The 22,493-nt window shown below is 36.3% G+C and carries 20 protein-coding genes; 9 read left to right on the forward strand and 11 right to left on the reverse strand.

Going from position 1 to position 22,493, the window contains the following annotated elements:
• Nucleotides 1-163: 163 nt before the first annotated feature.
• A complete protein-coding gene (locus DKG80_RS11220) occupies nucleotides 164-880 on the reverse strand; it encodes a dienelactone hydrolase family protein (RefSeq protein WP_109831434.1) in 717 nt (238 codons plus the stop codon).
• A 462-nt stretch (nucleotides 881-1,342) separates the two neighbouring features.
• On the reverse strand, nucleotides 1,343-2,410 hold the full coding sequence (locus DKG80_RS11225; protein WP_109831435.1) for a methyltransferase domain-containing protein: 1,068 nt from the start codon (nucleotides 2,408-2,410) through the stop codon (nucleotides 1,343-1,345).
• Between the two features lie 324 nt (nucleotides 2,411-2,734).
• Between DKG80_RS11225 and DKG80_RS11230 the strand changes: the two genes are divergently transcribed.
• From DKG80_RS11230 to DKG80_RS11245, 4 genes are all read left to right on the forward strand, one after another.
• On the forward strand, nucleotides 2,735-3,361 hold the full coding sequence (locus tag DKG80_RS11230) for a hypothetical protein (RefSeq protein ID WP_162555830.1): 627 nt from the start codon (nucleotides 2,735-2,737) through the stop codon (nucleotides 3,359-3,361).
• A 171-nt stretch (nucleotides 3,362-3,532) separates the two neighbouring features.
• Nucleotides 3,533-3,919: a VOC family protein gene (locus DKG80_RS11235; protein ID WP_109831437.1), complete on the forward strand. Its 387-nt coding sequence runs from the start codon at nucleotides 3,533-3,535 to the stop codon at nucleotides 3,917-3,919.
• 181 nt (nucleotides 3,920-4,100) lie between these two features.
• Nucleotides 4,101-4,457, forward strand: a complete 357-nt coding sequence (locus tag DKG80_RS11240; protein ID WP_109831438.1) for a helix-turn-helix domain-containing protein — start codon at nucleotides 4,101-4,103, stop codon at nucleotides 4,455-4,457.
• 143 nt (nucleotides 4,458-4,600) lie between these two features.
• Nucleotides 4,601-5,644: a hypothetical protein gene (locus DKG80_RS11245; protein WP_109831439.1), complete on the forward strand. Its 1,044-nt coding sequence runs from the start codon at nucleotides 4,601-4,603 to the stop codon at nucleotides 5,642-5,644.
• Between the two features lie 349 nt (nucleotides 5,645-5,993).
• Here DKG80_RS11245 and DKG80_RS11250 read toward each other — a convergent pair whose 3' ends face one another.
• Nucleotides 5,994-7,163, reverse strand: a complete 1,170-nt coding sequence (locus DKG80_RS11250) for an MBL fold metallo-hydrolase (RefSeq protein ID WP_109831440.1) — start codon at nucleotides 7,161-7,163, stop codon at nucleotides 5,994-5,996.
• 184 nt (nucleotides 7,164-7,347) lie between these two features.
• Between DKG80_RS11250 and DKG80_RS11255 the strand changes: the two genes are divergently transcribed.
• From DKG80_RS11255 to DKG80_RS11265, 3 genes are all read left to right on the forward strand, one after another.
• Entirely contained in the window at nucleotides 7,348-8,217 is an 870-nt protein-coding gene (locus DKG80_RS11255; protein ID WP_221409114.1) for a helix-turn-helix domain-containing protein, read from the forward strand.
• Between the two features lie 208 nt (nucleotides 8,218-8,425).
• Nucleotides 8,426-9,265, forward strand: a complete 840-nt coding sequence (locus DKG80_RS11260; RefSeq protein ID WP_109831442.1) for a helix-turn-helix domain-containing protein — start codon at nucleotides 8,426-8,428, stop codon at nucleotides 9,263-9,265.
• A gap of 84 nt (nucleotides 9,266-9,349) precedes the next feature.
• Nucleotides 9,350-9,880 (forward strand): peroxiredoxin-like family protein, encoded by a 531-nt coding sequence (locus DKG80_RS11265; RefSeq protein WP_109831443.1) that lies wholly within the window; start codon nucleotides 9,350-9,352, stop codon nucleotides 9,878-9,880.
• Nucleotides 9,881-10,044: 164 nt separating this feature from the next.
• On the opposite strand, the gene DKG80_RS11270 is transcribed toward DKG80_RS11265, so the two are convergent.
• The 8 genes from DKG80_RS11270 to DKG80_RS11305 form a co-directional block, all read right to left on the reverse strand.
• Entirely contained in the window at nucleotides 10,045-11,190 is a 1,146-nt protein-coding gene (locus DKG80_RS11270) for a glycosyltransferase (protein ID WP_109831444.1), read from the reverse strand.
• Nucleotides 11,190-13,379: a GumC family protein gene (locus DKG80_RS11275; RefSeq protein ID WP_109831445.1), complete on the reverse strand. Its 2,190-nt coding sequence runs from the start codon at nucleotides 13,377-13,379 to the stop codon at nucleotides 11,190-11,192. The genes DKG80_RS11270 and DKG80_RS11275 overlap by 1 nt, the downstream gene beginning before the upstream one ends.
• Nucleotides 13,376-15,244 (reverse strand): acyltransferase family protein, encoded by a 1,869-nt coding sequence (locus DKG80_RS11280; protein WP_109831446.1) that lies wholly within the window; start codon nucleotides 15,242-15,244, stop codon nucleotides 13,376-13,378. Before DKG80_RS11280 ends, DKG80_RS11275 begins: the two co-directional genes overlap by 4 nt.
• A 20-nt stretch (nucleotides 15,245-15,264) precedes the next feature.
• Nucleotides 15,265-16,023, reverse strand: a complete 759-nt coding sequence (locus tag DKG80_RS11285) for a sugar transferase (RefSeq protein WP_109831447.1) — start codon at nucleotides 16,021-16,023, stop codon at nucleotides 15,265-15,267.
• Between the two features lie 224 nt (nucleotides 16,024-16,247).
• Nucleotides 16,248-18,299 (reverse strand): LruC domain-containing protein, encoded by a 2,052-nt coding sequence (locus DKG80_RS11290; protein ID WP_109831448.1) that lies wholly within the window; start codon nucleotides 18,297-18,299, stop codon nucleotides 16,248-16,250.
• 12 nt (nucleotides 18,300-18,311) lie between these two features.
• The gene (locus tag DKG80_RS11295) at nucleotides 18,312-18,704 is read right to left on the reverse strand and encodes a response regulator (protein WP_109831449.1); all 393 of its coding nucleotides are present in this window, start codon (nucleotides 18,702-18,704) and stop codon (nucleotides 18,312-18,314) included.
• A gap of 326 nt (nucleotides 18,705-19,030) precedes the next feature.
• Nucleotides 19,031-19,420 (reverse strand): response regulator, encoded by a 390-nt coding sequence (locus DKG80_RS11300; protein WP_109831450.1) that lies wholly within the window; start codon nucleotides 19,418-19,420, stop codon nucleotides 19,031-19,033.
• A 228-nt stretch (nucleotides 19,421-19,648) separates the two neighbouring features.
• Nucleotides 19,649-20,038: a response regulator gene (locus tag DKG80_RS11305; protein ID WP_162555832.1), complete on the reverse strand. Its 390-nt coding sequence runs from the start codon at nucleotides 20,036-20,038 to the stop codon at nucleotides 19,649-19,651.
• A gap of 380 nt (nucleotides 20,039-20,418) precedes the next feature.
• On the opposite strand from DKG80_RS11305, the gene DKG80_RS11310 reads away from it, so the two are divergent.
• Nucleotides 20,419-21,936, forward strand: coding sequence for a sulfatase family protein (locus tag DKG80_RS11310; RefSeq protein WP_109831452.1), 1,518 nt, complete (start codon nucleotides 20,419-20,421; stop codon nucleotides 21,934-21,936).
• 97 nt (nucleotides 21,937-22,033) lie between these two features.
• The gene (locus tag DKG80_RS11315) at nucleotides 22,034-22,474 is read left to right on the forward strand and encodes a GNAT family N-acetyltransferase (RefSeq protein WP_109831453.1); all 441 of its coding nucleotides are present in this window, start codon (nucleotides 22,034-22,036) and stop codon (nucleotides 22,472-22,474) included.
• Nucleotides 22,475-22,493 lie beyond the last annotated feature (19 nt).

Here is a 22,493-nt window from a genome sequence, read left to right on the forward strand (position 1 = left end):
TTTGCCCCCCTTATATGGATCCCAAATAAAGTAAAAAAATGGTCATATTGAGCAGACTAAAACATCTAACCATGATATTCAGAGTCTATATGCTGCCGCTTTTTTTTAGGTCGTGGAGAGTTGGAATGTACACCAATACGCTGAAATGGAGGGAACGGAACTTTTACTTGAATGCATCCTCAAAAAAAGTCATCATTCTTTTCCAAGCTCTATCGTTCGCACTTTTACTGTACATTAATCCTTTATCAGGAAACTTGGCATTTGGATTTGTAAATGCATGACCGGTCTTTCCATAAGCGTTGATTTCCCAATTCGCATCCTTACTCGTAAGTTCGTTAGCTAAGGCAATTGTCTCGTTTGGTGATGCTAAAGGATCATCCCATCCATGCAATACAAGAACAGGAGTCGTAATTTTTGTATCTTGATTAAACGCCGGAGTATCATACAGTCCATGAAAGCTAACTATTCCATTTAGCTTTTCCCCCGACCTAGCCAGATCTAAAACACATTTACCTCCAAAGCAGAATCCAATAGCTCCAATTCTGTGTATATCGGCAAGTTTGATCTTTTTCGCGCATTCTAAAGATACTTTCATTCTTTCTAACAGCAATTTCCTATCAGAATTTAAGGAGTCCATCAATTCTTGCGCTTCCTCTGAGTCTCTTGCTCTTTTTCCTTTACCATATATATCAATTGCAAAACCTATATATCCTAATTGAGCTAATTCTATGGCCTTCCTTTCCTCAAATTTTGACTGTCCACCAAACGCATGAGCAATAAGAATAATAGGAGCTTTAGCTTTAATTTCGGTATTGTAAGCGATGAAACCTTCATAGGCGTTTTGGCTATCTTCATATGATATTACTTCGGTACTTATCATTATTTCAATTTAGTGAGAGAATTACCGCTAATACTCACCTATCATTTGTGGTATTAACGCTTAGTTTTGGCTACAATGTAGGAAGAACTTCTATTTTGATCGTTGTGTTTTTTAATTCAGTGAGGAAAATATTCGATTTTTTTTGATACAGGGAGAAAATAGGACTGTAAAATTAACAGAATATCCCTAGCTGCCGTCATGCTGTATATGGTGCTTGCTAACCTAGAGATCAGTTTTGTTCATTAGATTTCTCCTAGTTTTTTTAAGCTAAGCTAAAGATAAAGAGTAGAAAACCTGAGGCATTTTTGAAAGCCGTTCTGGGAACAGTTATTCTTGAAAGATAAAATACTCCTGACACGATATTCTGATACAGTGTATTATTAAATAAGCTTTGTCTAGAGATACCGGTCTTTTTAGTAAATCATCTCAAGTGTCGTTGCGCTTGGTTGGGAACAAAGGATGCTACTTAAATGCTTTGGCTTTAAAAAAAGTATAGCAAAACGTTCCTCCATCTGCTGTTTTGAGTAAGTCATTAATACCTTCTTCCATCTCTAAACTAGATATGATTTTTGCATTTACGGCTTCTTCTTTGACCCCTTCAATCATTGCTGTGAAAGTATTTTTTATAAATCCTTCGACCATTTCAGGTCTAGACTGATCTACATATACTTGTCTTGGATCTACATGAACGTTGGAAAAGCCTACATCTTTAAGTAATGGAAATAGCTGTCTTCCAATATTGGCATTACCCCCATTTTTTGATTGCAAATCAACTTGAGCTTGGATAGCTTTTTTTGCCGCTTTGGTTTCTGGATAAAAATACGTCGAATCATGATCTCCTTCTATCACCATTAAGGTTCCACCTTTTTTTAGTACTCTTTTTATTTCCAAAAGTGCCTTGGTAGGGTCAGCCAGGTGTTCTAAAACGAAACAAACAAAGATATGATCGAACGAACCAGTATCGAACGGTAAATCATATACATCAGCATGACGAAACGTGACATTTTCAACTCCCAGTGCATCTATAGTTTCTTTGGCTTTCGTCAAAGAACTTTCTGAAAGGTCAATGGAAGTGAAATTGGTCGCTAAGTTTTTCACACTTATAATACTCGTTTGAGCACCAATTCCACAGCCAACTTCTAATACTGTTGAATTTTCATCCCAAACTGAATCATAGTGAAGCAGGTCAGACATAGTTTTGGCCTGATTGTTCAATCTCCTACTCTCAAACTCAGAATAACCGTGAACGTATTTTTTCAATTGACTTTGGCTTATTTCTTTTACTTTTTTCTCAAGGCCTTTTAATTGATCTAAAATGCCAGCACCAGCATCCCGTAGTTCTTTTCCTTCTTTTGTAAAAAGCAATTGATTTTTGTTCCGATAAAAAATTTCAACACCTAGCTTTAGTTCAAGCTCCTTGAGTTGGTGACTGAGCGCAGACTGGGTTAAACATAATTCATCAGCAGCTTTGTTTAATGACCCTACCTTTGACACTGTATCGATCAAGCGCAAATGTTTTACTTCAATCATAAATTCATATTTACGCTCAAATGTATCTGGATATACTGAAGGCTCTACAGATCAGGCTATGAATTAAAATACTAACGTTTATGAAATTATTTGATACTACAAGATGACTCTTCACTAGGGCACATAACAAACAGTAAGCCTCCGATCTCAAAGACTTAATTTTTTACTCGTATCAGAAAAATTCCTGCTCTCCTCTCTGAATCAAAAAATAGCACTCAAAATCAAAGATTTCCTTAGATTGTGACATAAATAGACTGGTAATCAAGCAACAAAGTGAAAACTCAACTCATTCTGCTAAGGGCTAAAGAAAGATCAGAATCCATTATGAAAAAGAACCTTTTAATTTTTCTTGTTTCCATTTCAATGATATCATGTACTGAGAAAAAAGAAACAACTGAAACGGAAGACTTTAACGAACAAACACCACAAACCCTCCATGAAAAAAATGATTTAGGGTTGTCCTCTTTTAACAAAAGGTCTGGCTATGGTCCTGATATTATTCAAGAGCTTTTTGACGAAGCTGTAGAAAAGGATCAGAAGTTAAAGGCAATAACTTCATCGCTACAAGAAGTCCCAAAGATAAAATCCGATAGCCTAGAGCGTTATCATATTTATATGCAAACCAACCAAAACTACTGGATCACCTTATCTAAATACACAAATCAAATAAGTGATACAACACTTAAAAAAGATCTATTGAAACTTGTGGAAACACTAAAAGACGATCAATCCACAAAAACGTCAGAACTAGATACTTTAGTAGCTCAGATAGACTCCATAGAGCAAACACTCAACAACTTGGAAATCTTAATGAAAATCATGGTTACAGTGCCAATGATGAAAAACTATCAACGTAACGAACTTCCTAATATTCGAACTATTGAATCCGTGAAACAAACATTCGATAGCTCAATCAGTGCTGTGAAACCATATACAATAATCCAAGAATAACAGAATGCGATAATCACGGCTTTAGGTTACAATATTTGATAAGCTATGAATATTTATAACATAACGAGTCAATGATAGCATATAATAATCAACAGTGACCGCTGGGCGGTTCAGAGATTAAAAAACTTCCGTGCTATTGGTATTCGAGACCTTATTGAAATCAAAAAACAAATGAAAATAGAACATATAGCCATTTGGACTTTGGACTTGGAAAAGATGAAGGCGTTTTACCTTCAGTTTTTTGACTTAAAATCAAACGAGAAATATTACAATCCTCGGAAAAAGTTTAGCTCGTATTTCTTATCCTTTGGAAATGGTGCGCGGATAGAGCTAATGCATAGACCCGATGTTTCTGAGTTTATTCAAAATGCTGATTCTAAATTAGGATTAACTCATTTTGCAATATCCGTAGGCTCAAAAGAAAAGGTTGATTCGCTTACTGAATTGATACGAAATAATGGGTTTGATGTAATTGGAGAACCTCGAACCACTGGAGATGGGTATTATGAAAGTGTGATATCAGACCCTGAAGGAAATCTAATCGAACTGACTGTATAAAAAACATTCCCCTGACACATACATGTCAGGGGCGAACAATTAATCTAACCTCTAAGGGTTATGTACAGATACAAAGTAAAAAAGCGTCCTGAGACATCACAAATCAGCCCTGCAATACCTCGACCCAATTTTGGGTTAGCCGTATTTTTTCGTTACTTACGGCTCAAACAATCACAACACTATGAAAATGAGAGTAGGCGATAAACTGCTAGAACTAAGGAAAGAAAAAAACATGTCTCAGTCAGAGTTTTCTCACTTATTAGGTATTTCTTCTTCTACCTACGGCAGGGTGGAGGCCAACAAAGCCACTCTAGAACTAGACAAAATCGTCGAAATAGCTTCTACGCTCGATGTGCCTATTCAGGAATTCTTACCAGATACCATTACAATTACAAAAAATCAAGGAGGGGTATTCTTAGGTAGTCAGACAAATTACTACTATGGTGCGGATACAGAACTTATCAAGGATAAAGACAAAGAGATACAAATGCTAAAAGGTAAGCTGGCTATACTGGAAGAGAAGCTTCAAGGTAAATAAGTTCTTTCCTGTACTTTTCAGAGATATTCCATGTGACTGCTTTGCTTGGCTTACTATGATGGTTCTGTAGGGATCATTCCTACTTTCTACAACCAGTCAAATGAAATTCGAGCCATCCTGAAAAATTCAATTAGAAACGAATCATGATAAAAGTGAACTACTTAGTATCAATCGCAGTTCTCCTATTGTCACTCTCTACTATTGGTTGTACTAATAATGAGATTTCTATCGAGGATGTTAGTGAGTTCATCCCTGAGTTAGCAATACCATCAGAAACTCGTCTCTTTTCTGGAGACTTGAACCAAGACAAAATAGAAGACGCTATCCTGCGCTTCAAGAAAGAAGGTGACCCGATAGAAAAAGAACACATTCTTATAATTCTAGGAAAAAATGATAGCACGCTAAAACTGGATGAAGAAGATGAGTTCAGTTTTGATAATACAAATGGAATGGTCTTCAACTCCATCACTATTTCTGAAAACAGCGGCTTCACTATCGGTTATAAGGGTAAAGACAGTAATGCTGGAAGCTATCGCAAAATCACGTTTAGATATCACAGTGATGAACTAGGTAATGATTATTGGATTTTGAATAGAGATGAGGAGCTTTTCCAGCATGATTTGTTCGCTCCATCCCCTCAAGATCCAATTATTGCAACTCAAGATGATATGCAAGGATCTGGTGGTGAATATTTTGGTAACATAAAAGAGGGTCTTTATGATGCTATGCTTCGCATGAAAATCAAAGACTATATTCCTGATTCCACTTCTGAGTGCAAAGCTTATTCTGGTGATCTAAATCGAGATCCATTTGAGGACATTATTTTGCGATTCAAGATGAAAAATGAGCCTGAGTACAGGGAGCATGTTTATCTATTCTTAGGACAAGAGAATGGGAAATACATACTGGCTGCAAAAAATGACTCACTTGAGTATGATGGAGTAGATGGGACTGTGTTCGACAAAATCGTAATCAAAAACGGATATTTCTCTTTAGAATACTACGGATATGGGAACACCTCTGGGAGCTACGATATAATAACCTTCAAATACGCTAAAGGTGATGAAAATTGGATTCTTCACAAACATGGCTCTTTATTAACTTTCAGACATTTTCCCGAGGGTGACCACAAGGAAATGAGGACTCAAAAAGATTTCGGAAAGGTTCTTTTCAAAGACTTTAAATGAGGGTATTTCATATAGACGAATAGTAAAGTCTATTCTCAGATAAAGAAATTGACGTACGGACGCTATAGGATAAATTAACTATCCAAGAAGAAGAAAAATATCAACCTGCTCTTTCTGACTATTTGGCCTAAGATTTCTTGAAAGAGCACGTGGAACACTAACCATTTTAAAACCAATATTATAGCTTAAGCTTTTTTGATTCCTCAGATTTAGTGTCCACTGACTAGTAATTTGAAAACATATTCATCAATATCAATCACATCACTACTGTGTATTTAAATATATTCTGTTAACACAATGTGATATATTTTACAATATAGCTCCATTCGTAAAACAATCGGTTAACTCTTTATTGGCTAACAGTCTGTATTGTTTCGATCGGTTTGATAGGTGTAAAATCTGGTCGAACATCAGGATGATTTGTAAAGTCATAGTGTAAGAACCCATCCCACTGAACTTTTAAAGCATGATCTAACGCCAATTCAAATTGTGGATAATTTCCATATTTAGGCTCCAATTCTTGAGCAACTTCAAATGCTACTTTATCGAAAACATTCCGTAACCAAACAGCAACATAATCTCCTTTTGCTTTAGCCTTTATAAATCCAGATACGTTCCAGTTTGCTCTAATAGCTTTGAACCAAGCGTCATAAATATCCTTGGTATACTGAAGTGTAAATTCTAAATCCTGTGGTGAACTAATATTAGTATGACCCGTGTTGGCAAAGGTCCAATCTTCTCCCGCTACATGGCGTAGAAAGTTAATATACCCAGTCATATTTTGAACACCACTGTATCCATGCAGAGGTAGTCTAGCTGCATATATAAAATCAATAAAAGTAATCACCTTGTCAGGAAAAAGAATGTAACTGTCAGCCATACTATGTGCAACCGACATCGGAGTCCCAACCTTAAACTGTTTGTTGTCAAACTCAAAATAAGCCACTGGGGTAGAAACAACTTCCGTTGGCTGTGGTATTTTCTGCTTGTAAAGAGTAGATGCCGAAACAAATTGATCTGTAGCAATTATTCTTAAAGGCTGGTTCCTTTTTGTCAAGGCATCTACTAATACCTGTGCACCTCCTATATGATCTAAATGTGGGTGACTATAGACCAGTGTAGTAACAGGTTTGTCTGTAATCTTTGCAATTCGCTCGAGTAGACGATTAGCATCTAATCCTTCAGGAGAATCCACCAGTAGAACCTCTTCTTCCCCAATGTACATAGTCATTCCGTGTAAATTAGAGAGTATCCAATAACTATTTTCGGTTAATTTCTGAATATTAATTTCATTGATAGGGTATTCTGAAATATCAAGCATCTGGTTTGGCTCTAAAGGTTTGACCTCAGAAATAGACACCCTTTCTCTATTTTCTATACGCTCCGTTTTTGACGTTAGTGGCGATACAGGTCGAAAGGTGTATTCCCCTTGAGCTATATCTTTATCTTGAAGCAAATACATTGCAGACATTGCGATAACTGCAATAATGGTTATAACCCAACTGATTTTTGTTGACATGATATCCTATTTAGTATAAAAACTTAACACTAAACTAAAAGGATAAGACATGAAAAAATGGTACATATCACACATCAAATGGTTCATTTAAAACATGCAACTCAAAAATCTATTATCATTTGGTATTTTAACACTATTCTTTTCCAAAAATACCATTACTATGAAAAGCATAACACTCAACAAAATGAGCAAATTGAAGCAGAATTTGAGTGCTCCTTTAATAGATAGCACCAATTTTTACGTCTTTGACTCAGACCACGTACCTGTACAATTGCAGCAATTAACTCCCTTCCGGAATGACTTCTATGCTCTAATATTTGTTCTAAAAGGAGAGATGGATATAAAAATTGATTTTAAACACTATCGTCTTCAATCACAGAATGTTGGATTTATAAGCCCAAACCAAGTCATAGATGTAAATGATAAGCAAGTAGAATTTGCATTTGGAATCCTTTTCAAAAAGGATTTTTTACTACTCCCTATTGATTGGCTTCAAAAACTCCCGTTGTTTCATAGATTTCATAGCACCCCCATTCTTACACTTTCAGATACTGAACAAAACTTAATTTCTAGTTGTTTAAGTCAAATGATCAATGAACAGATGTCTAGCTCTGCATACAAGTATGACATTCTTAAAGCCAACCTTATACTTGTTTTAGCACATTTATCTCGGATCTATTCCCAATCAAAACTGGAAAGTGAGCCAAAACAAAACAAAGTGATTCTTGAGTTTGAGACCTTAATCGAAAAACATTATATGTCTATCAGATTAGTAAATGAGTATGCTGACATGCTATATATGACTCCTCAAAACTTAAATCGAGTTTGTAAAAATATAACTGGGCTAACTGCAAGTGAACTTATCAATAAGAAGATTCTTTTAGAAACAAAACGATTTTTGATCTACACTGATAACAGCATAGAGGAGATAGCTTATACTTTTAACTTTTATGATAATTCTTACTTCACAAAGTATTTCAAAAAAGCTACGGGACTAACACCAAAACAATACAGAAAGGAAAAAAATGATTTTTTGGAAAATGACGGAAATTGAAACCATAAAACCTCTGACGGATAGAAGTAGTCTCTAAGACACACTACATGCATCTTATTCCATTATGATCTACTTCTAAATCAATATTAGAAACCAGAAAGTAATGATAAATTCAAGAAAACTATTTACGAGTCTATTCATAAAGACACAAGGTCTAACCAAGAAAATTTTAGGGGCTTAAAGGAAATAATTAAAGAGATCGGTATTTATGATAGAAAATAGAATCGCTTTTAGGTATAAGGGCAAAGAACTTATTGAGAAACTCATTATTCGTCCACCGTTTTCCTACAGTGCCATCTTTCACAATGAAGGCTGTTTCATATATGTCAAAGGGGCTAAGACCAAATTGCTGTCTTCTGAAGTTAACCTTGACCTGAAAGATAAAGAGGCTGTCCTCCTCAAATGTGGCTCTTACTTCGCTGACTGGATGAAAAAAGCAACTCAACCTGTGACGGTCATTGTAGTGCATCTGTATCCAGACCTATTAAAGCATCTGTACAAAAATGAACTACCAAAATCCTTAAAACGAAGAGAGGTAATGGATCAGACCAAAATCATTCTTCATAATGATTTCATCACTAAGTTTATCGAGTCTTTAGAATTCTATTTTGACAACCCTAGTTTAATTAATGATGATCTACTTGAATTAAAGATTAGAGAACTTATTCTTTTATTAATCCAGACCCAAAATGCTTCTTCCATATTGGAATTGATCGAAGAACTATACTCTCCTCGAGTTGCGAATTTAAAACAGGTTATCAATTTACATCAGTACGAAAATCTATCTATCGAGGAACTAGCTACTTTGTGCGGGTTGAGTGTGTCTTCGTTCAAAAGAGATTTTAAAGAAATCTATGATGATAGTCCTGGCAGCTACTTAACCATAAAGAAAATCGAAAAAGCCAAAGAACTACTCCAAGTCGGTGATCTATCTATCAGTGAAATTTCTTACCACGTTGGTTTCAATGACCCATACTATTTCACTCGTACTTTCAAGAAAAAAGAAGGTGTCCCTCCCAGCATCTATAGAGAGCAATTTCAATCATGATCTAATCGTCCAGTAACCTGATCCTTTTGTCTATTTGTTAGGTTTTATAATTTCTTCTCTTTGACATGAAAAAAGTGCATCAAAATGAAGAAGCTAGAATCAAATCAGAAAGTAATTCCATTTGCCAGTATTGATGTGAATGGAGAAAAAATTGACATCAACGAATACAAGGGACAAAAACTACTCCTCAGTTTTTTCAGGAAAGCAGCTTGTCCATTTTGTAATATGGCAATGCAACAATTGATTAAAAGACATGCAGAATTTGAAAGTAAGGGAATCAAAGTCGTAGCACTTTTTGCTTCTTCTAAAAAAGATGTGTTGAAATATGCAGGAAGTCAAAACCCTCCTTTTTCGATCATAGCAGACGAAAAATTTGATATCTACAGAAAATATGGAATTCAGATATCCTTTAAAGGTATGCTGCAAACTATGCTAGTTCCATCTAAAGTATGGAAGGCAATGAAAGGAGGTTTCTTTAGTCTAAGAACTGTACCAGAAGATCCAGTACTGCCTGCTGAATTTTTAATCAATGAGGATCAATCTATACACAGAGCCTATTATGGCAGTGACTTTGATGATCACTTGCCTATTGATGATATTCTACAATGGAAATAAAAAGTAGTAGAAGTTAAAATAGGATATTTTTTCAATATACATCTTTAGCTCCTACTTCCTAGATGTCAATTACTCTAGTCAAAAGCTAGCAGGTTGCGATATCGAAACTAAGTGCTTTAGCAACACAAACAGGGCGTGATTAATGGTGTTTTACAGGGTTCTATCTAACTATCCCCGACTAAAAACTCAAACTGAAGGGCTCTGGATCTCCAGTTATTTTGCTTGGCAAAAAACTCACGTTGTTGCTGTTTGTCGGTATTGTCAGAATCTAACTCTTGGGAGAGCATTTCTAGGAATTCATCAGCACTTTGAGCTATTGACACGATCTCTGTGAATGAACTAAGGTCTGCGAAGTTAGTAGTCACTACAGGCTTACCCATAGATAAGTATTCGTTGATCTTCAAGGGATAAACAAACTTGGTAAAGTCGTTGGACTTAAATGGAATAATGCAGGCTTTAGCCTCCGCTAATAAGTCAACAGCCTCTGTCTGTCCCATTGCCCCTGTCATTCGTCCATTTTCAGACTTGTTAACGACTTTAGCGAGTTTATTGTACTTGACTGGTCCTATGAATCTAAAGGTGTAATCTTGAAACTTGCTTATTAGATTCTTAACCAAATCAAGGTCTAATCTATCATCCACAGCACCTAGATAGTCAATGTAGTTCTTGGGAGTAGTTTCTTGACGACAAAAGACAGTGTCATTGACTCCATTGTGTACGACCTTCACATCCTGATGCATCGACGAGAACTTATCTGCAAGTCCCTTGGAAGTACATATTACTTGATTGGCTCTCTTGATAAACCTTGCCTCGGCTTCTTTTCCTTGTTTACTGAGCCACTTCATGGCTTCGATATTGTCATACGAATAGTAGACAATTTTGGAAGGACTAAAACTTGCTTCATAGTCTGTATGAATACCTTGAACAGGGTTTTGGGCATTGATGACTACTGGTCGGTCTACGCACAACTTTTGTTTCCACTTTCGATAAAATCGATTGAGCTTTTGGACATTCAATCTATGAACCCGAAATCGTAGCCAGTTCCATTTGATCTTATTGGTAGGGATAATAGCAGGCTGATTCAAGATAGTAATTGTATTACCGTAATGTCCTTTCTCTTTTCTGGTTCTAGATCTCAGACCTAGTATTCTAGAATTAGGAGCATGCTTGGTTTTCAATACATCTATCCAGGTATATGCATAATCTATAAACAGGGCGTCTTGATCCATGTTTTTTGCCAGCTCGACCGTAGATTTGATATAGGGACTATCCCATGCGGGTAGGCTGTGAATGATAATTGAGGTAGGCATTATTTAAAAGTTTTTTCTCCGATTTTGATAAATAATCGCTTGATCAATTTTCTTATAAACGTTCTCTTCTTAGGGACTTGACCGACAATCTCCTCCATCACATCCGTAGATACACCATTCAGGAGGACTTGAGGAGCTGTAGTGGTAGCGGTTGCATAAGTTTTGAGGGCGTTTCGATCCGATTCAGTCCATGTTCTAGTCGCGTTACATACTAACACATTCATGTCAAAACGGATAATCAAGTTGGGATGATAGGGGGTATGAATCAATGAGGCAATTTCAACGATTACATAGTCATACTCTTCTAAGTCAACAGATGAATCTGCCATCAGATCTCGAATGCTTTTATAATGAAGCACGTCTTCATTTTTTATACTATACTTGATGAAGTCTTCTCTGTAATCTTCACTTTCATCGTCTGGCACTACAAACAATATCTTGTTGTCCATAGCTTGACCATATTCATAGAATTTATTCAATAGGAACGATTTGCCTTCATTTCTTTCCGTACTGGTCACCGCTACATAAAATGGATTCTCTTTGATGATCGACTTTGCACGGACTTTTTGAAAGAACTGATTGAGTGCTTGATCGCTAAGTGCCTTGTAATTGATCCCGCCCTTTTTTTGCTTTTTAGGAATTACGGAATAGGTTCCTGCTACTTCAAGGTTGATAATTTGCTCTGCTCTATGTGAATTCTTCACAGAGTTGTTCATCAACTCAAACGCTACGAGAATACTAATAGACAATACTGCTCCCCCGACGAAAGCTAGAATCAAGGAAACCATTCTCTTGGACTTCTCAGGATTCGCTGGATAGAATGGCGCGTCTATTACCTTCAGGTCACTCGACATCATCATGTTGAACTTGTGTAGTCTGGCTTGGTTGAAACTGTGTAAATTCTCCAGATACTCTCGTTCCGCTACATCAATTTCTCTTTCCAATCTTTTCAATGTCGATCCCAAGGGAGAGAAAGTACTGTAGATCTTCTCATACTCTTTTTGTCTCTGACGTATCACCTGTATTTGTGCTAAACTTTGAGCCCGGATTACATTATTATCCAACCATTCATTCAAGAGCTCCTTGGTATGAATACCATCAGGAGTCACACTCAGCTTCATCACATCCGATAATGAAGTATTCATTTTACCCCTAATACTAGCCATCTCTTTCTCAATATCAGCTACTTTCTGGTCATGGTTAGGATCCGTATCATCAGAAGTCAATTTCAAGAGAGTTAATTCAGAGGCCAGTGTTGAAATCCTAGACTTATCCTCCGCAATAGATGCCTGTAAAACTGGTAGCTCTGAGTGACCGTCCAACCTTTCTTCTAGATGAAGAATCACAGAGTCAGATCCTGCGAGTGTTTTGAGTTCTGCCTGATAAGCTTTATCGAGCTCTTGTCTACTACCTGCAATGAATCTTGTCTGCTCGTAATAGTTGATGATTTGATTGTCTACTCTAAACTTCAATAGTTCGTTCTCAGCGTCATTTAATTTTGCCAAAGTTTTCTTAGTAGCCTCTTCGAAGAAACCAATTACATTTTCAGTTTGGCCTTTTTTAATAGCAGCATGTTTCTTTAAAAAAATCTGAGTCAAAAGCTCAAGAGTCATCTGGCAAATACGGGCATCAGATGCTTTGTACTCCATAGCAATCATATCTGTATTGCCTTCTCTGTGTATATCTATCGTAGACAATTGCTCAAATCCAAAATATGGATTCTTAGAATGAAATAAGTCATAGAAGTTTCCACTTTTCGCTTCTTTAAACTCTTTGAACAACCTTGAAAAGAGCTCTTCTTTAGATTTATATTCTTGGACATCTAATTCTAAAAATGCTTCATCCAATTCTATCATCGTCGTCTCCTCCAGTGCTAGTTCTTTAGCTTGATAGGGATCGTATAGCTCGACTACGAGGCTCACGGATAACTCTAGCATAGTCTCTGTAGAAGTAGCCAAATTGATCAAGTTATCTATCTCATTGTTAGTATAAGCATAGTCTACTCTACTCCCACTTTGACTTTCGATATTGTATCCTGAAATAAGTCCCGTATTCATCAATGTATGAGACACGTATTCTTTTTTCTCATTTCTAGTTCCTAAAAAAGCCATTGTAAAAAGTCCAAACATGGTCAATAGAATGTACTTTACATTACGGAGACAAAGTCTTACAAACTCTAAACCATTCATTTTTTAACAATTATGGTTTCACCAGCTAGCTCTTCGAGCATCTTGATGCGATAGTCTATTTCTTTTTTTGCCTTTTCATATTCCAGCTGTGAACTATAGTAGCTATCTACTGTTGACCGATAAGCCTCAATGTCGATCCTTGCGCTTGAGAAGTATTTTTCCGCCATATCCATAGTAGCCTTATTGATTTCCATCTTCTCAGCATACATCTTAATGGTGTTCATCTGATACTTCAGCTCATTATAATGGCGAATGACTTCTGACCGTATCTTATTATTCGCTTCTTCTTTGGAGTATTCTAATGCTTCCAACCGATACTGACGCGCTTTGATGTTATTTCTTCGGCTGGCCACCTTACTGATAGGCAAGAATACATTTAAGCCGACATTGAATGTTGTATTCCTTCTGTCAAGATAGGTCTGTCCTATGTCATCAGTCGTATAAAGGTTGTCTGCTATTTGACCTTTTCCAGTACTGACACTAGAAGTAATAAATACATGATCCATCCAGTTTTTCTTCTGGATTTTAATTTCTTCTCTTATTTCTTCTTGATTAGCATCTATAGATTTATTGATCATAGAATTATTTTCAGCCAACATAATAATCTCAGCCAATGGCAAAATATTGTTTTGTCTGAGTACCTTCTCATTGTTTGAATCGGCTTTGGAGACATAGGCTCCTACTAGAAGAATAATAATGATTCTAAGCTCTTTACTAAACAAGACTTTAGCTGCTGGTGCTTTCTTATCAGACTTGATGGGTTTGAAGCTAATAGATCCTGACATAAAGGGTTTCTCTATCAGTAGATAAGCACCTCCACTAATTACTAGAACTAGTGAAATTGAAGATATAATAGCTATTGCCAATTGCAACTCGTAAGCCCAAGCTGGAAATCGTGAAAAGAAATAACTTCCCATTCCCTCCATTATAGGAAGGTGTACTAAATAGATAGTATAGCACATCCCACCTATCACAGTTACTAATGGATTGGACAGCACTTTATAGAAATAGGCTCCTTTAAATAGCCCGACAAAGAAAATAGTAATGGTAAGCGCGAATACATATGTCTTTACGAGTTCTTCGGTCCACATCAAGCCCATGACTGGTAGAGAGATCAATACCAAAACATCCCAAATTGGATTTAAGCTTCTTTCTAAAACATTACTATTCTTGAAGGCATCTGACATCCATACACCAATCACAAACAAATGAAAATATCCTAATAAAGATGCCTTCATAGGCATAAGGTGCCATCCAAAATAATGCTGTACAGTAATCCAGATAAAAACAAATAGTGCTGTTGCTATTGATCTGGATTTGAATTTTTTAATCTCATAGTATGCTTTGAACAACAACGGAGCAATCAGATAAAACTGAATTTCCACTTCCAAGGACCATGCAACTGGATTGATAATAGAATACTCTCCAAATGCAATTTGATGAACATAAAATATACTAGCTAACCAGTGTATTCCCGTATTCAACCAAGAAGCGTCTGTTTTAAATACTAGAACTAAGGCCCAAACTGTCATCCAGATTAAATAGGGTGGTTCTAACCGCGTCAACCTTCTGGACACATAGCTGGAAAAAGCAAACTTCTTTCGATAAGAGTCTTTTGTGAATGGTAAACTGATGATAAACCCACTCAACACGAAAAAGATAAATACTCCAATAGTTCCTCTACTGATAGCAAAACTTAGTACACCATCTGCACTAGTTTGGTCGATAGTAGTACTGAATTTTATTAATCTTTCATTGAGGTGTTGAAATAACACCAACATGATGGCAACAAATCTGATACCATCTACTAGCGGCATGTAGGCTTTACCATTGGTATTTCTTCTGAATATTTCTAACCAGTTCATAGGCAGTAGGTTTTAAATGGTTAGACGTTTTCCTTTTGGATAGCAGCTGGCAGAGTCTTCCAAAGGATCTTAAGATCCATTATGAAATTATAATTCTGCGCATATTCAATGTCTAGTCTTGATCTATTATCAGGATCTACATCTGCTTTTCCTCGGTCTGTCACTTGCCATAGACCTGTGATTCCTGCTGGACCTAAGAAGCGGCCTACACTCTTATCTATTGTCAATTTTTCCGCTTCATAAAGCGGCAGTGGCCTATTACCGACAATAGACATATCACCAAATAGTACATTGAATAGTTGAGGTAGCTCGTCTATACTGGTCTTACGAATAAAGTGACCTATTTTGGTAATTCTGGGGTCATTTTGAACTTTGAAAAAACTATTCTTATTGTCTCCGTCCTTGTAAGTGTCGAAGTCATCTATCTCATACGCAAAATCATTTCCAACCAATAATGGATTATCTCGATGAAAGGCTATCAAACTTCTGTTTAATTCTTTCCCTTCCAAATCTGCTTCTTCTTCAGCGGAATATTGGTTGTTAGTTTTTTTGAGTTTGTCAACCATGCTATCAGCATTCGTGACCATAGACCTAAACTTGTAAAACTTAAAAACCTTATAATTTCTACCTGTCCTGAGTGAATAATAGATAACTGGACCTTTGGATTCCAATCTTATCAAAATAGCTATCAGGATTAGTAACGGACTAATGGCAAGTATTAGACCTGCAGAAACTACAATATCAAAAGCTCTTTTGTAGGCTGGGATTTTGGTTTTCATATGTTTCGGTTTTAGTTGGTGTATTAAATATAGTAAGGTCTACTTACCATATACATATCAATATAATCATAATACACAATATCTATAACGAATGGGAGGATCTAGCTTCACAAATGTTATATAACGTTCATTTAAGCTACTTAAATAACGGTATTATTCCATTTGCAATAAAAATAGGGGAGCTCCCCAGCTCCCCAATCTCACTAAAATCACAATCTATCTAACTAATTTTTTCTGTATAACTTATCATTATCTCTGTATCCATCATTTTCTTGATACCAATCCATAAAACTGAAGCCCAAACTATTGACCCAGCCATCAAATGCTAAATAACCGCGTCTTATATTTTGTCCTTCCTTAGGATAGTCAAACTTCTGAGGCATGTTAATGGCCCAAGGTAATCCCGACCTAGACTTATAATGCTGAGACACTTGTCCTTCATAGCTATCCTCATTGGTTCCGAGCAAGTCTGTGTCTACTAAATCCGTAGGCTCGTATGAAGGTAAATGCACTTCTACTCCTCGCTGTTGATTCACTATCAAAAATGGATTAAAGGGAGCTAAACCTAAAGAAGAATTAGTCTGTGGTGAGCTAAAAGCAATATCCACAGCAAGCTCAACTGGATCATGGTATTGATCCTCGGTTCTGGTATTTACAAAACCGAATGTAGGAAAATGTCCGTGTAAATGATCACTTACTATGATCGTAGCTTTACTTTGACCTGCTTCTGTTCCATTCGCATTGAGTGTAACGTAATTTTCAGTGATCGAACTCCCACTTACTGATGACACTAAGCTAGGACTTATATCCATACTGAAACCAAATCCATTTCGAAACCCTGCTCCTAATGCTTGGACTATATAAGATGCCTCAATTTCAGAAATCCTATTTTGAGCATTGCATCTCATCAAGAACTGGTAGTCTACCACCATATCGTTGAAGTCATAATCTCCAAGATCTGGCCAGTTGTCTTCAAACGCTAACGTACCATATTCAGTGAATGATGGGTAGTAATTATTGTATGCTAGATTAGGATCATTAGGATAGTCGTCATATACATCATTGACACCATCGTTATCTGAATCCACTGGTTTATCTATAGGGTTAACATTTTCTGTGCTGATTGCCTCTATAGGGTTCGCACTGAAATACAGTATCGCGTCATTAAAATCTTGATCACACCAGAATGGAATATTATCTCTTCTGACATCTTCAAAACCTACTAAGAATAATTCATTCTCCTCATCAAACAACAACACATTGTGCTGTCTAATCGATTCGTCTGGTTCAGGGTTAAGCTCTTTGTTAGAGAAAACTAAGTGATTATAATCTTCTGAATTATTACCATCCCAGCCATCAGCTAGTAAAGCAAGTCCAATAGATGTACCCGCTTCAAACTGACCTAGGTGTACCTTGTTACCTGATTGAAGTCCCCCTCCGCTTCCAGCGTAAGAAAGGTTAGGAAACAATACTATTAATTCAGAAATGTCAGACTCTGATGATGGTGGGTCATTCGTAGGATAAGTATAGTAAGCAATGGCATTCCTCCATCCTGCGCCTTCATGAACAAAGGTCAAATACACGTCCGCAGTTTGAATTACATCTATGTCTGTTTGCTTGTCACCATCTAAATATTTGGGGTGATAAGTAGGTACTGGTTGTTTCTCAGGAAGAGACGCATCTATCAATAGTAAAAGATCTGCAGATATTACATCATTCACACTTTCTAGATAATCTGGTACACCATTAGAACTATAAGTGCCATGATATGTAATATTTACATCATTAACCGCGAGCGATCTTTGGGAAGAGGTATTATTGATCGCAACAGTATTCGTACCCGTGTTTTCGGTGTATGCAGTATCTGCAACATGATGACTTGTTTCTATGATTCCATTGTATTCAAATATGAAGCCTGAAGCCTGTTTTTCAACCTCAAATAACTCTGGCATACCTATCAGACTTATATGGAGTAAAATGGAAGAATGCATAGTAGCTACATTCAGATGATCTTCCACCACTCCTTGATCGTTAGTAAAAGCTTTGAAAAGGATATCTCCATTTTTAGACATCACTTCTATCGGCACCCCCACAATAGGATCATCTTTTTTATCAGATAAACTGACGTAAACTTTGGAATCGTCAACTGTATTGAACTCAAAATCAGTCCCTGCTCCGGGTATCGGGTCGTTTGGATCGTCATCCAAATCAGGACGATCCATACTGCATTGAAAAAATAGGATTGCTATGCCTAATATGAAGATTAACTTTTTCATGGTTGTTTGGTTTTATACTGCAATGGTTGGTATTCTTTTTTCTATTCTCTTCCCGCTTTTTTTGATCGCGATCTCAATGCGGACTTTGAGTTCTTCTGGATTAAATGGTTTAGAAACTGAATCAAATGCATTCATCCTAAGTGCCTTTATTCTTTCCTCGCTTTTATCCTCATTAGTTAAAACTATGAGTGCTGAATTCTTTAATGAAATATGAGATTGGATCAGATCATCGCTCTCTCCCGTCATAGTATACAATAGCAAATCAGGCTCGTCAAACTCTTCTTCGATCTCAATCAACTGTTCCATAGAGCTAAATGCTTCTACTTCGTAAGTACTACTCAGGTAGTTAAACAAGAACAATCTCATCATTTGGTTTGGCTCTATGATTACTACTTTGCGATCCATATTTCTTCTTTTAGTATTGAATATGTCTCAAATTTAGAAGTAGCCTTATTCCGTAAAAGAGATAATAGATGACTGACACTGATTTAAGGCTGATTGGTAATTTTTAATGGTCTTAGTAGTTGATCCTAATTTTTACGCCAGTTACGTAACTAAAAAACCATTAAACTTCGGTTATTAACCATTCAACCAATAAATAGCACCGATAGTCTAGTTATCTACCAGACTATTCTTTCTAACAAATCAAAACGATCTATATCACCCGTGAAAGAGTAGAATATCTACTCTTCACTAAGCATTAACTTTTCATAACTAGTATAATTATATACTTATACCGCTACAGTAGATAATCCTTTACCTGTTCCTTTTAAGTTATTCTTAATAGCAATCTCAATACGAACTTTGAGTTCCTCTGGATTGAAAGGTTTCGAGATAGAATCATTAGCATTCATTTTCAGTGCTTTGATTCTTTGCTCGCTTTTATCCTCATTAGTCAAGGCTATGAGGGCTGAATTCTTTAGTGAAATGTGTGTGCGAATAGAAGTATCATCCTTGTCGGTCATAGTATAAAGTACTAAATCTGGTTGATCGAACTCTTTAAGTTCAACCAGCTGCTCCAACGAACTGTAAGTCTCTACTTGGTACTCACTGCTTAAGTAATTAAACAAGAATAATCGCATCATTCGATCGGACTCTATGATTATTATCTTGTGTTCCATAATTGTAGTGTTTAGATTGATTGTACTACAAAATTAGGAACATCGATAAAAGAGTAAAACCTATAAGTGAGAGAATTTTATGGCTAATCAATGTTTTTTGTAAGTTTTTTTACTGTGATAAGCATATTCTCGACTGATTACTTACAAAAAGAACCTAACTCTTGACTCCTAACGCTTCAATCTTCACAAGGATTCTTTAATTGAAATAATTTAATTTTTGACTGAAGTTTAAACTGCAAGAATTGAAGATTTATTTTTTGATCTAGCTTCTCTATTTCTAATCGCAACTTTGATACGAATTTTAAGTTCCTCTGGACTAAATGGTTTTGAAATAGAGTCATTAGCATTCATTCTAAGTGCCTTTATCCTTTCCTCACTATTATCTTCATTCGTCAAGGCTATAATGGCTGAGTTTCTTAGCACTAAATGTGTTTTGATATAAGTATCGTCCTTATCCGTAATAGTGTATAATACCAGATCTGGCTGATCAAATTTTTCAACTTTGGATAGATCCTCCAATGAACCATAAGCCTCGACCCTGTAGTAATGACCTAAGTAGTTAAACAAGAATAATCTCATCGTTTGATTGGGCTCTATGATCATAATCTTGCTTTCCATTCTTTCTCGTATTTTGGTTTGATAGTACTTCAAAACTAGAAGCATAGAAGCTCGATGTAGAGAATAATAGATGACTGACCGAGATTTACGGTTGGTCAGTAAGTTTTAACGGTTTTATAGTTTGAGCGAAACTTTGATTATAGAATATTGAAATGAGTCAAATAACCATTTAAGAGGGCAGTTTGAGTTTGAACTGTAATTCTAACCTTTAGGCAAGGTGACTTTTTGTTTATTTAATTCTAGAGTTTTTTAGGGCTCAAAAAGCATTAATAATGGGGATAACACGCTGATTCCAAATTCCCCCCTCGAAGCTGAACTATATTTCCTTATTGACTCTATGTCAAACTAGTACTTTTGACTGATAACTTAATGGAGGTAATATGAGAAGAAGAGTATTGGTGTTGATCGGTATATTTTGTTGGGTTAGTACAATGGCTGAAAAACCAAATGTATTGGTAATCTTGGCTGATGACATTGGGTTAGGAGACATATCCTACTATAGAAGTAAACACTCACAAAACCTGATTGTACAAACACCTACTATAGATAAAATCGCACAAGAAGGTATGGCATTTACTAATGCGCATTCACCTGCTGGACTGTGTGCACCATCTAGATACGCTATCATGACTGGCAACAATACCTATCGGAGTTATAAACCATGGGGAGTCTGGGGTTCATACCAAAGATCACCTATTGAAAAGGAAGACATAACATTGGGTCAACTGATGAAATCTGTGGGCTACCAAACTGCGTTTTTCGGTAAATGGCACATTGGAGGAGATTTCAAAAGAAAGAGTAATCCAAATGAAGTTTATCGATCAAACAATAGGAAGAGAGAAGTAGATGTTGATATCTCGCAGTATGTAGGCGGAGGTCCAAGCTTCCAAGGGTTTGACTATGATTTTACTTATCCAGCTGGGATACAAGATGCCCCATACGCTGTTTTCGAAAATGGCAAATGGTATCCTCTTGACAAAAATTCTAAAATAGAATTTCTAAGTTATCTAGAAGCAGAAAAGAAAGGACTGATTCTGGATAAGGAAGAAGGGCTAGCAGATACAGAATGGGATTCTAGAAAGATGGGACCATTATTGGCAAAAAAAGCTGTAGACTATATTCATAGTCACTCTCAGAAAAAAGAGCCCTTTTTTATCTACTATAGTTCTGAGGCAGTTCATCGGCCTCATACTCCTCCTGTATCAATCAATGGTAAAAAAATCAAAGGCTCTACACCTTCTCCACATTTAGATATGGTAAAAGAACTTGATCAGCAAGTAGCTATGCTAATAGACGCTCTCAAAGAAAATGGCGTCTATGACAATACACTCATCATATTTACTTCTGACAATGGAGGTCTTAAAGTAAAAGAGTCTATCAGAGCTGGACATAATTCTAGTGATATCTATCGTGGAAGTAAGAATAGTACATTTGAAGGAGGTCATCGTGTACCTTTCATCGTATCATGGCCAAAAATGATCGAAAGTGGTATCACTTCATCAGAAGCCATTCAAGGTAATGACATCATGGCTACACTAGCGGCATTGCATAATACTAGTATTCCCAGTCATCAAGCTTTAGATTCTTATAACTTCCTACCTATTCTGATAAATGAAAAAGAAGCTAAGGGCCGTGATTTTATGGTGCTTCAAGGAGGAAGCGATAAAAGAGGAACACTTATAGAAAATGGTTGGAAACTAATTGTTCAATTTGATAAAAAGGATAAGTCAGATCAAACAAGAACCCCTCTCATGCTATTCAACCTAAATGAAGATGTAAAAGAAAAAAACAATCTCATTGATCAACCCGAACAACAAGAAAGAATCAAATCAATGTTTGCAAAGTTCAATCAATATAGAGATTCAAAAAAGCGATCAACGGCACCGATCAAATTCTAAATGTGATATTCTATCATTTTCTAAATAGAGATGTATTCATTCCAATCAGCAAAGTGATTGAGAGGAGAACAAAGCAAAAGTTATCATCCTACCTTTAATGAAATATATGCAGGTTCTTTTCATCACTCAGGACAATCCTAAATATCAGCAAGCCATTGACCTTAGAATATCTTGTTTCTTCTCTGGTTTCAATAATGCGGTTAATTTGATACATGACCAAGATGAAAAGGAAGGATTACATCTAATTGCTTTGGATAATAACACTGTCGTAGGTGCAGGCAGGCTCAATTTCAAACAAAACAAGGCAATTATTTCTCAAATGGCTATTCTTAAAGGTCACCAAGGAAAAGGAATAGGCTCAGAAATCTTAATTCAACTGATAGAAAAAGCTATCTCCGAAGATTCAAATGAGATAATATTATCTGCTAGAACAACTGCTTTAAAATTTTATGAAAAACATGGCTTTAAGACTATAGGTGCGGTGTATAATTCGTCCAAAACAGGCATCCCCCATCAAAAAATGAACCTTCGGTTATGAATCTAAATGGGAACTAAAT

The sequence above is a fragment of the Reichenbachiella versicolor genome (assembly GCF_003171675.1).
In the GTDB taxonomy this organism is placed as follows: Bacteria; Bacteroidota; Bacteroidia; order Cytophagales; family Cyclobacteriaceae; genus Reichenbachiella; species Reichenbachiella versicolor.

What these genes read in the sequence shown, in the direction of transcription:
- DKG80_RS11220 (WP_109831434.1), bottom strand. Translation starts at nt 880, where the DNA reads ATGATAAGTACCGAAGTAATATCATATGAAGATAGCCAAAACGCCTAT.
- DKG80_RS11225 (WP_109831435.1), bottom strand. Translation starts at nt 2,410, where the DNA reads ATGATTGAAGTAAAACATTTGCGCTTGATCGATACAGTGTCAAAGGTA.
- DKG80_RS11230 (WP_162555830.1), top strand. Translation starts at nt 2,735, where the DNA reads ATGAAAAAGAACCTTTTAATTTTTCTTGTTTCCATTTCAATGATATCA.
- DKG80_RS11235 (WP_109831437.1), top strand. Translation starts at nt 3,533, where the DNA reads ATGAAAATAGAACATATAGCCATTTGGACTTTGGACTTGGAAAAGATG.
- DKG80_RS11240 (WP_109831438.1), top strand. Translation starts at nt 4,101, where the DNA reads ATGAAAATGAGAGTAGGCGATAAACTGCTAGAACTAAGGAAAGAAAAA.
- DKG80_RS11245 (WP_109831439.1), top strand. Translation starts at nt 4,601, where the DNA reads ATGATAAAAGTGAACTACTTAGTATCAATCGCAGTTCTCCTATTGTCA.
- DKG80_RS11250 (WP_109831440.1), bottom strand. Translation starts at nt 7,163, where the DNA reads ATGTCAACAAAAATCAGTTGGGTTATAACCATTATTGCAGTTATCGCA.
- DKG80_RS11255 (WP_221409114.1), top strand. Translation starts at nt 7,348, where the DNA reads ATGAGCAAATTGAAGCAGAATTTGAGTGCTCCTTTAATAGATAGCACC.
- DKG80_RS11260 (WP_109831442.1), top strand. Translation starts at nt 8,426, where the DNA reads ATGATAGAAAATAGAATCGCTTTTAGGTATAAGGGCAAAGAACTTATT.
- DKG80_RS11265 (WP_109831443.1), top strand. Translation starts at nt 9,350, where the DNA reads ATGAAGAAGCTAGAATCAAATCAGAAAGTAATTCCATTTGCCAGTATT.
- DKG80_RS11270 (WP_109831444.1), bottom strand. Translation starts at nt 11,190, where the DNA reads ATGCCTACCTCAATTATCATTCACAGCCTACCCGCATGGGATAGTCCC.
- DKG80_RS11275 (WP_109831445.1), bottom strand. Translation starts at nt 13,379, where the DNA reads ATGAATGGTTTAGAGTTTGTAAGACTTTGTCTCCGTAATGTAAAGTAC.
- DKG80_RS11280 (WP_109831446.1), bottom strand. Translation starts at nt 15,244, where the DNA reads ATGAACTGGTTAGAAATATTCAGAAGAAATACCAATGGTAAAGCCTAC.
- DKG80_RS11285 (WP_109831447.1), bottom strand. Translation starts at nt 16,023, where the DNA reads ATGAAAACCAAAATCCCAGCCTACAAAAGAGCTTTTGATATTGTAGTT.
- DKG80_RS11290 (WP_109831448.1), bottom strand. Translation starts at nt 18,299, where the DNA reads ATGAAAAAGTTAATCTTCATATTAGGCATAGCAATCCTATTTTTTCAA.
- DKG80_RS11295 (WP_109831449.1), bottom strand. Translation starts at nt 18,704, where the DNA reads ATGGATCGCAAAGTAGTAATCATAGAGCCAAACCAAATGATGAGATTG.
- DKG80_RS11300 (WP_109831450.1), bottom strand. Translation starts at nt 19,420, where the DNA reads ATGGAACACAAGATAATAATCATAGAGTCCGATCGAATGATGCGATTA.
- DKG80_RS11305 (WP_162555832.1), bottom strand. Translation starts at nt 20,038, where the DNA reads ATGGAAAGCAAGATTATGATCATAGAGCCCAATCAAACGATGAGATTA.
- DKG80_RS11310 (WP_109831452.1), top strand. Translation starts at nt 20,419, where the DNA reads ATGAGAAGAAGAGTATTGGTGTTGATCGGTATATTTTGTTGGGTTAGT.
- DKG80_RS11315 (WP_109831453.1), top strand. Translation starts at nt 22,034, where the DNA reads ATGAAATATATGCAGGTTCTTTTCATCACTCAGGACAATCCTAAATAT.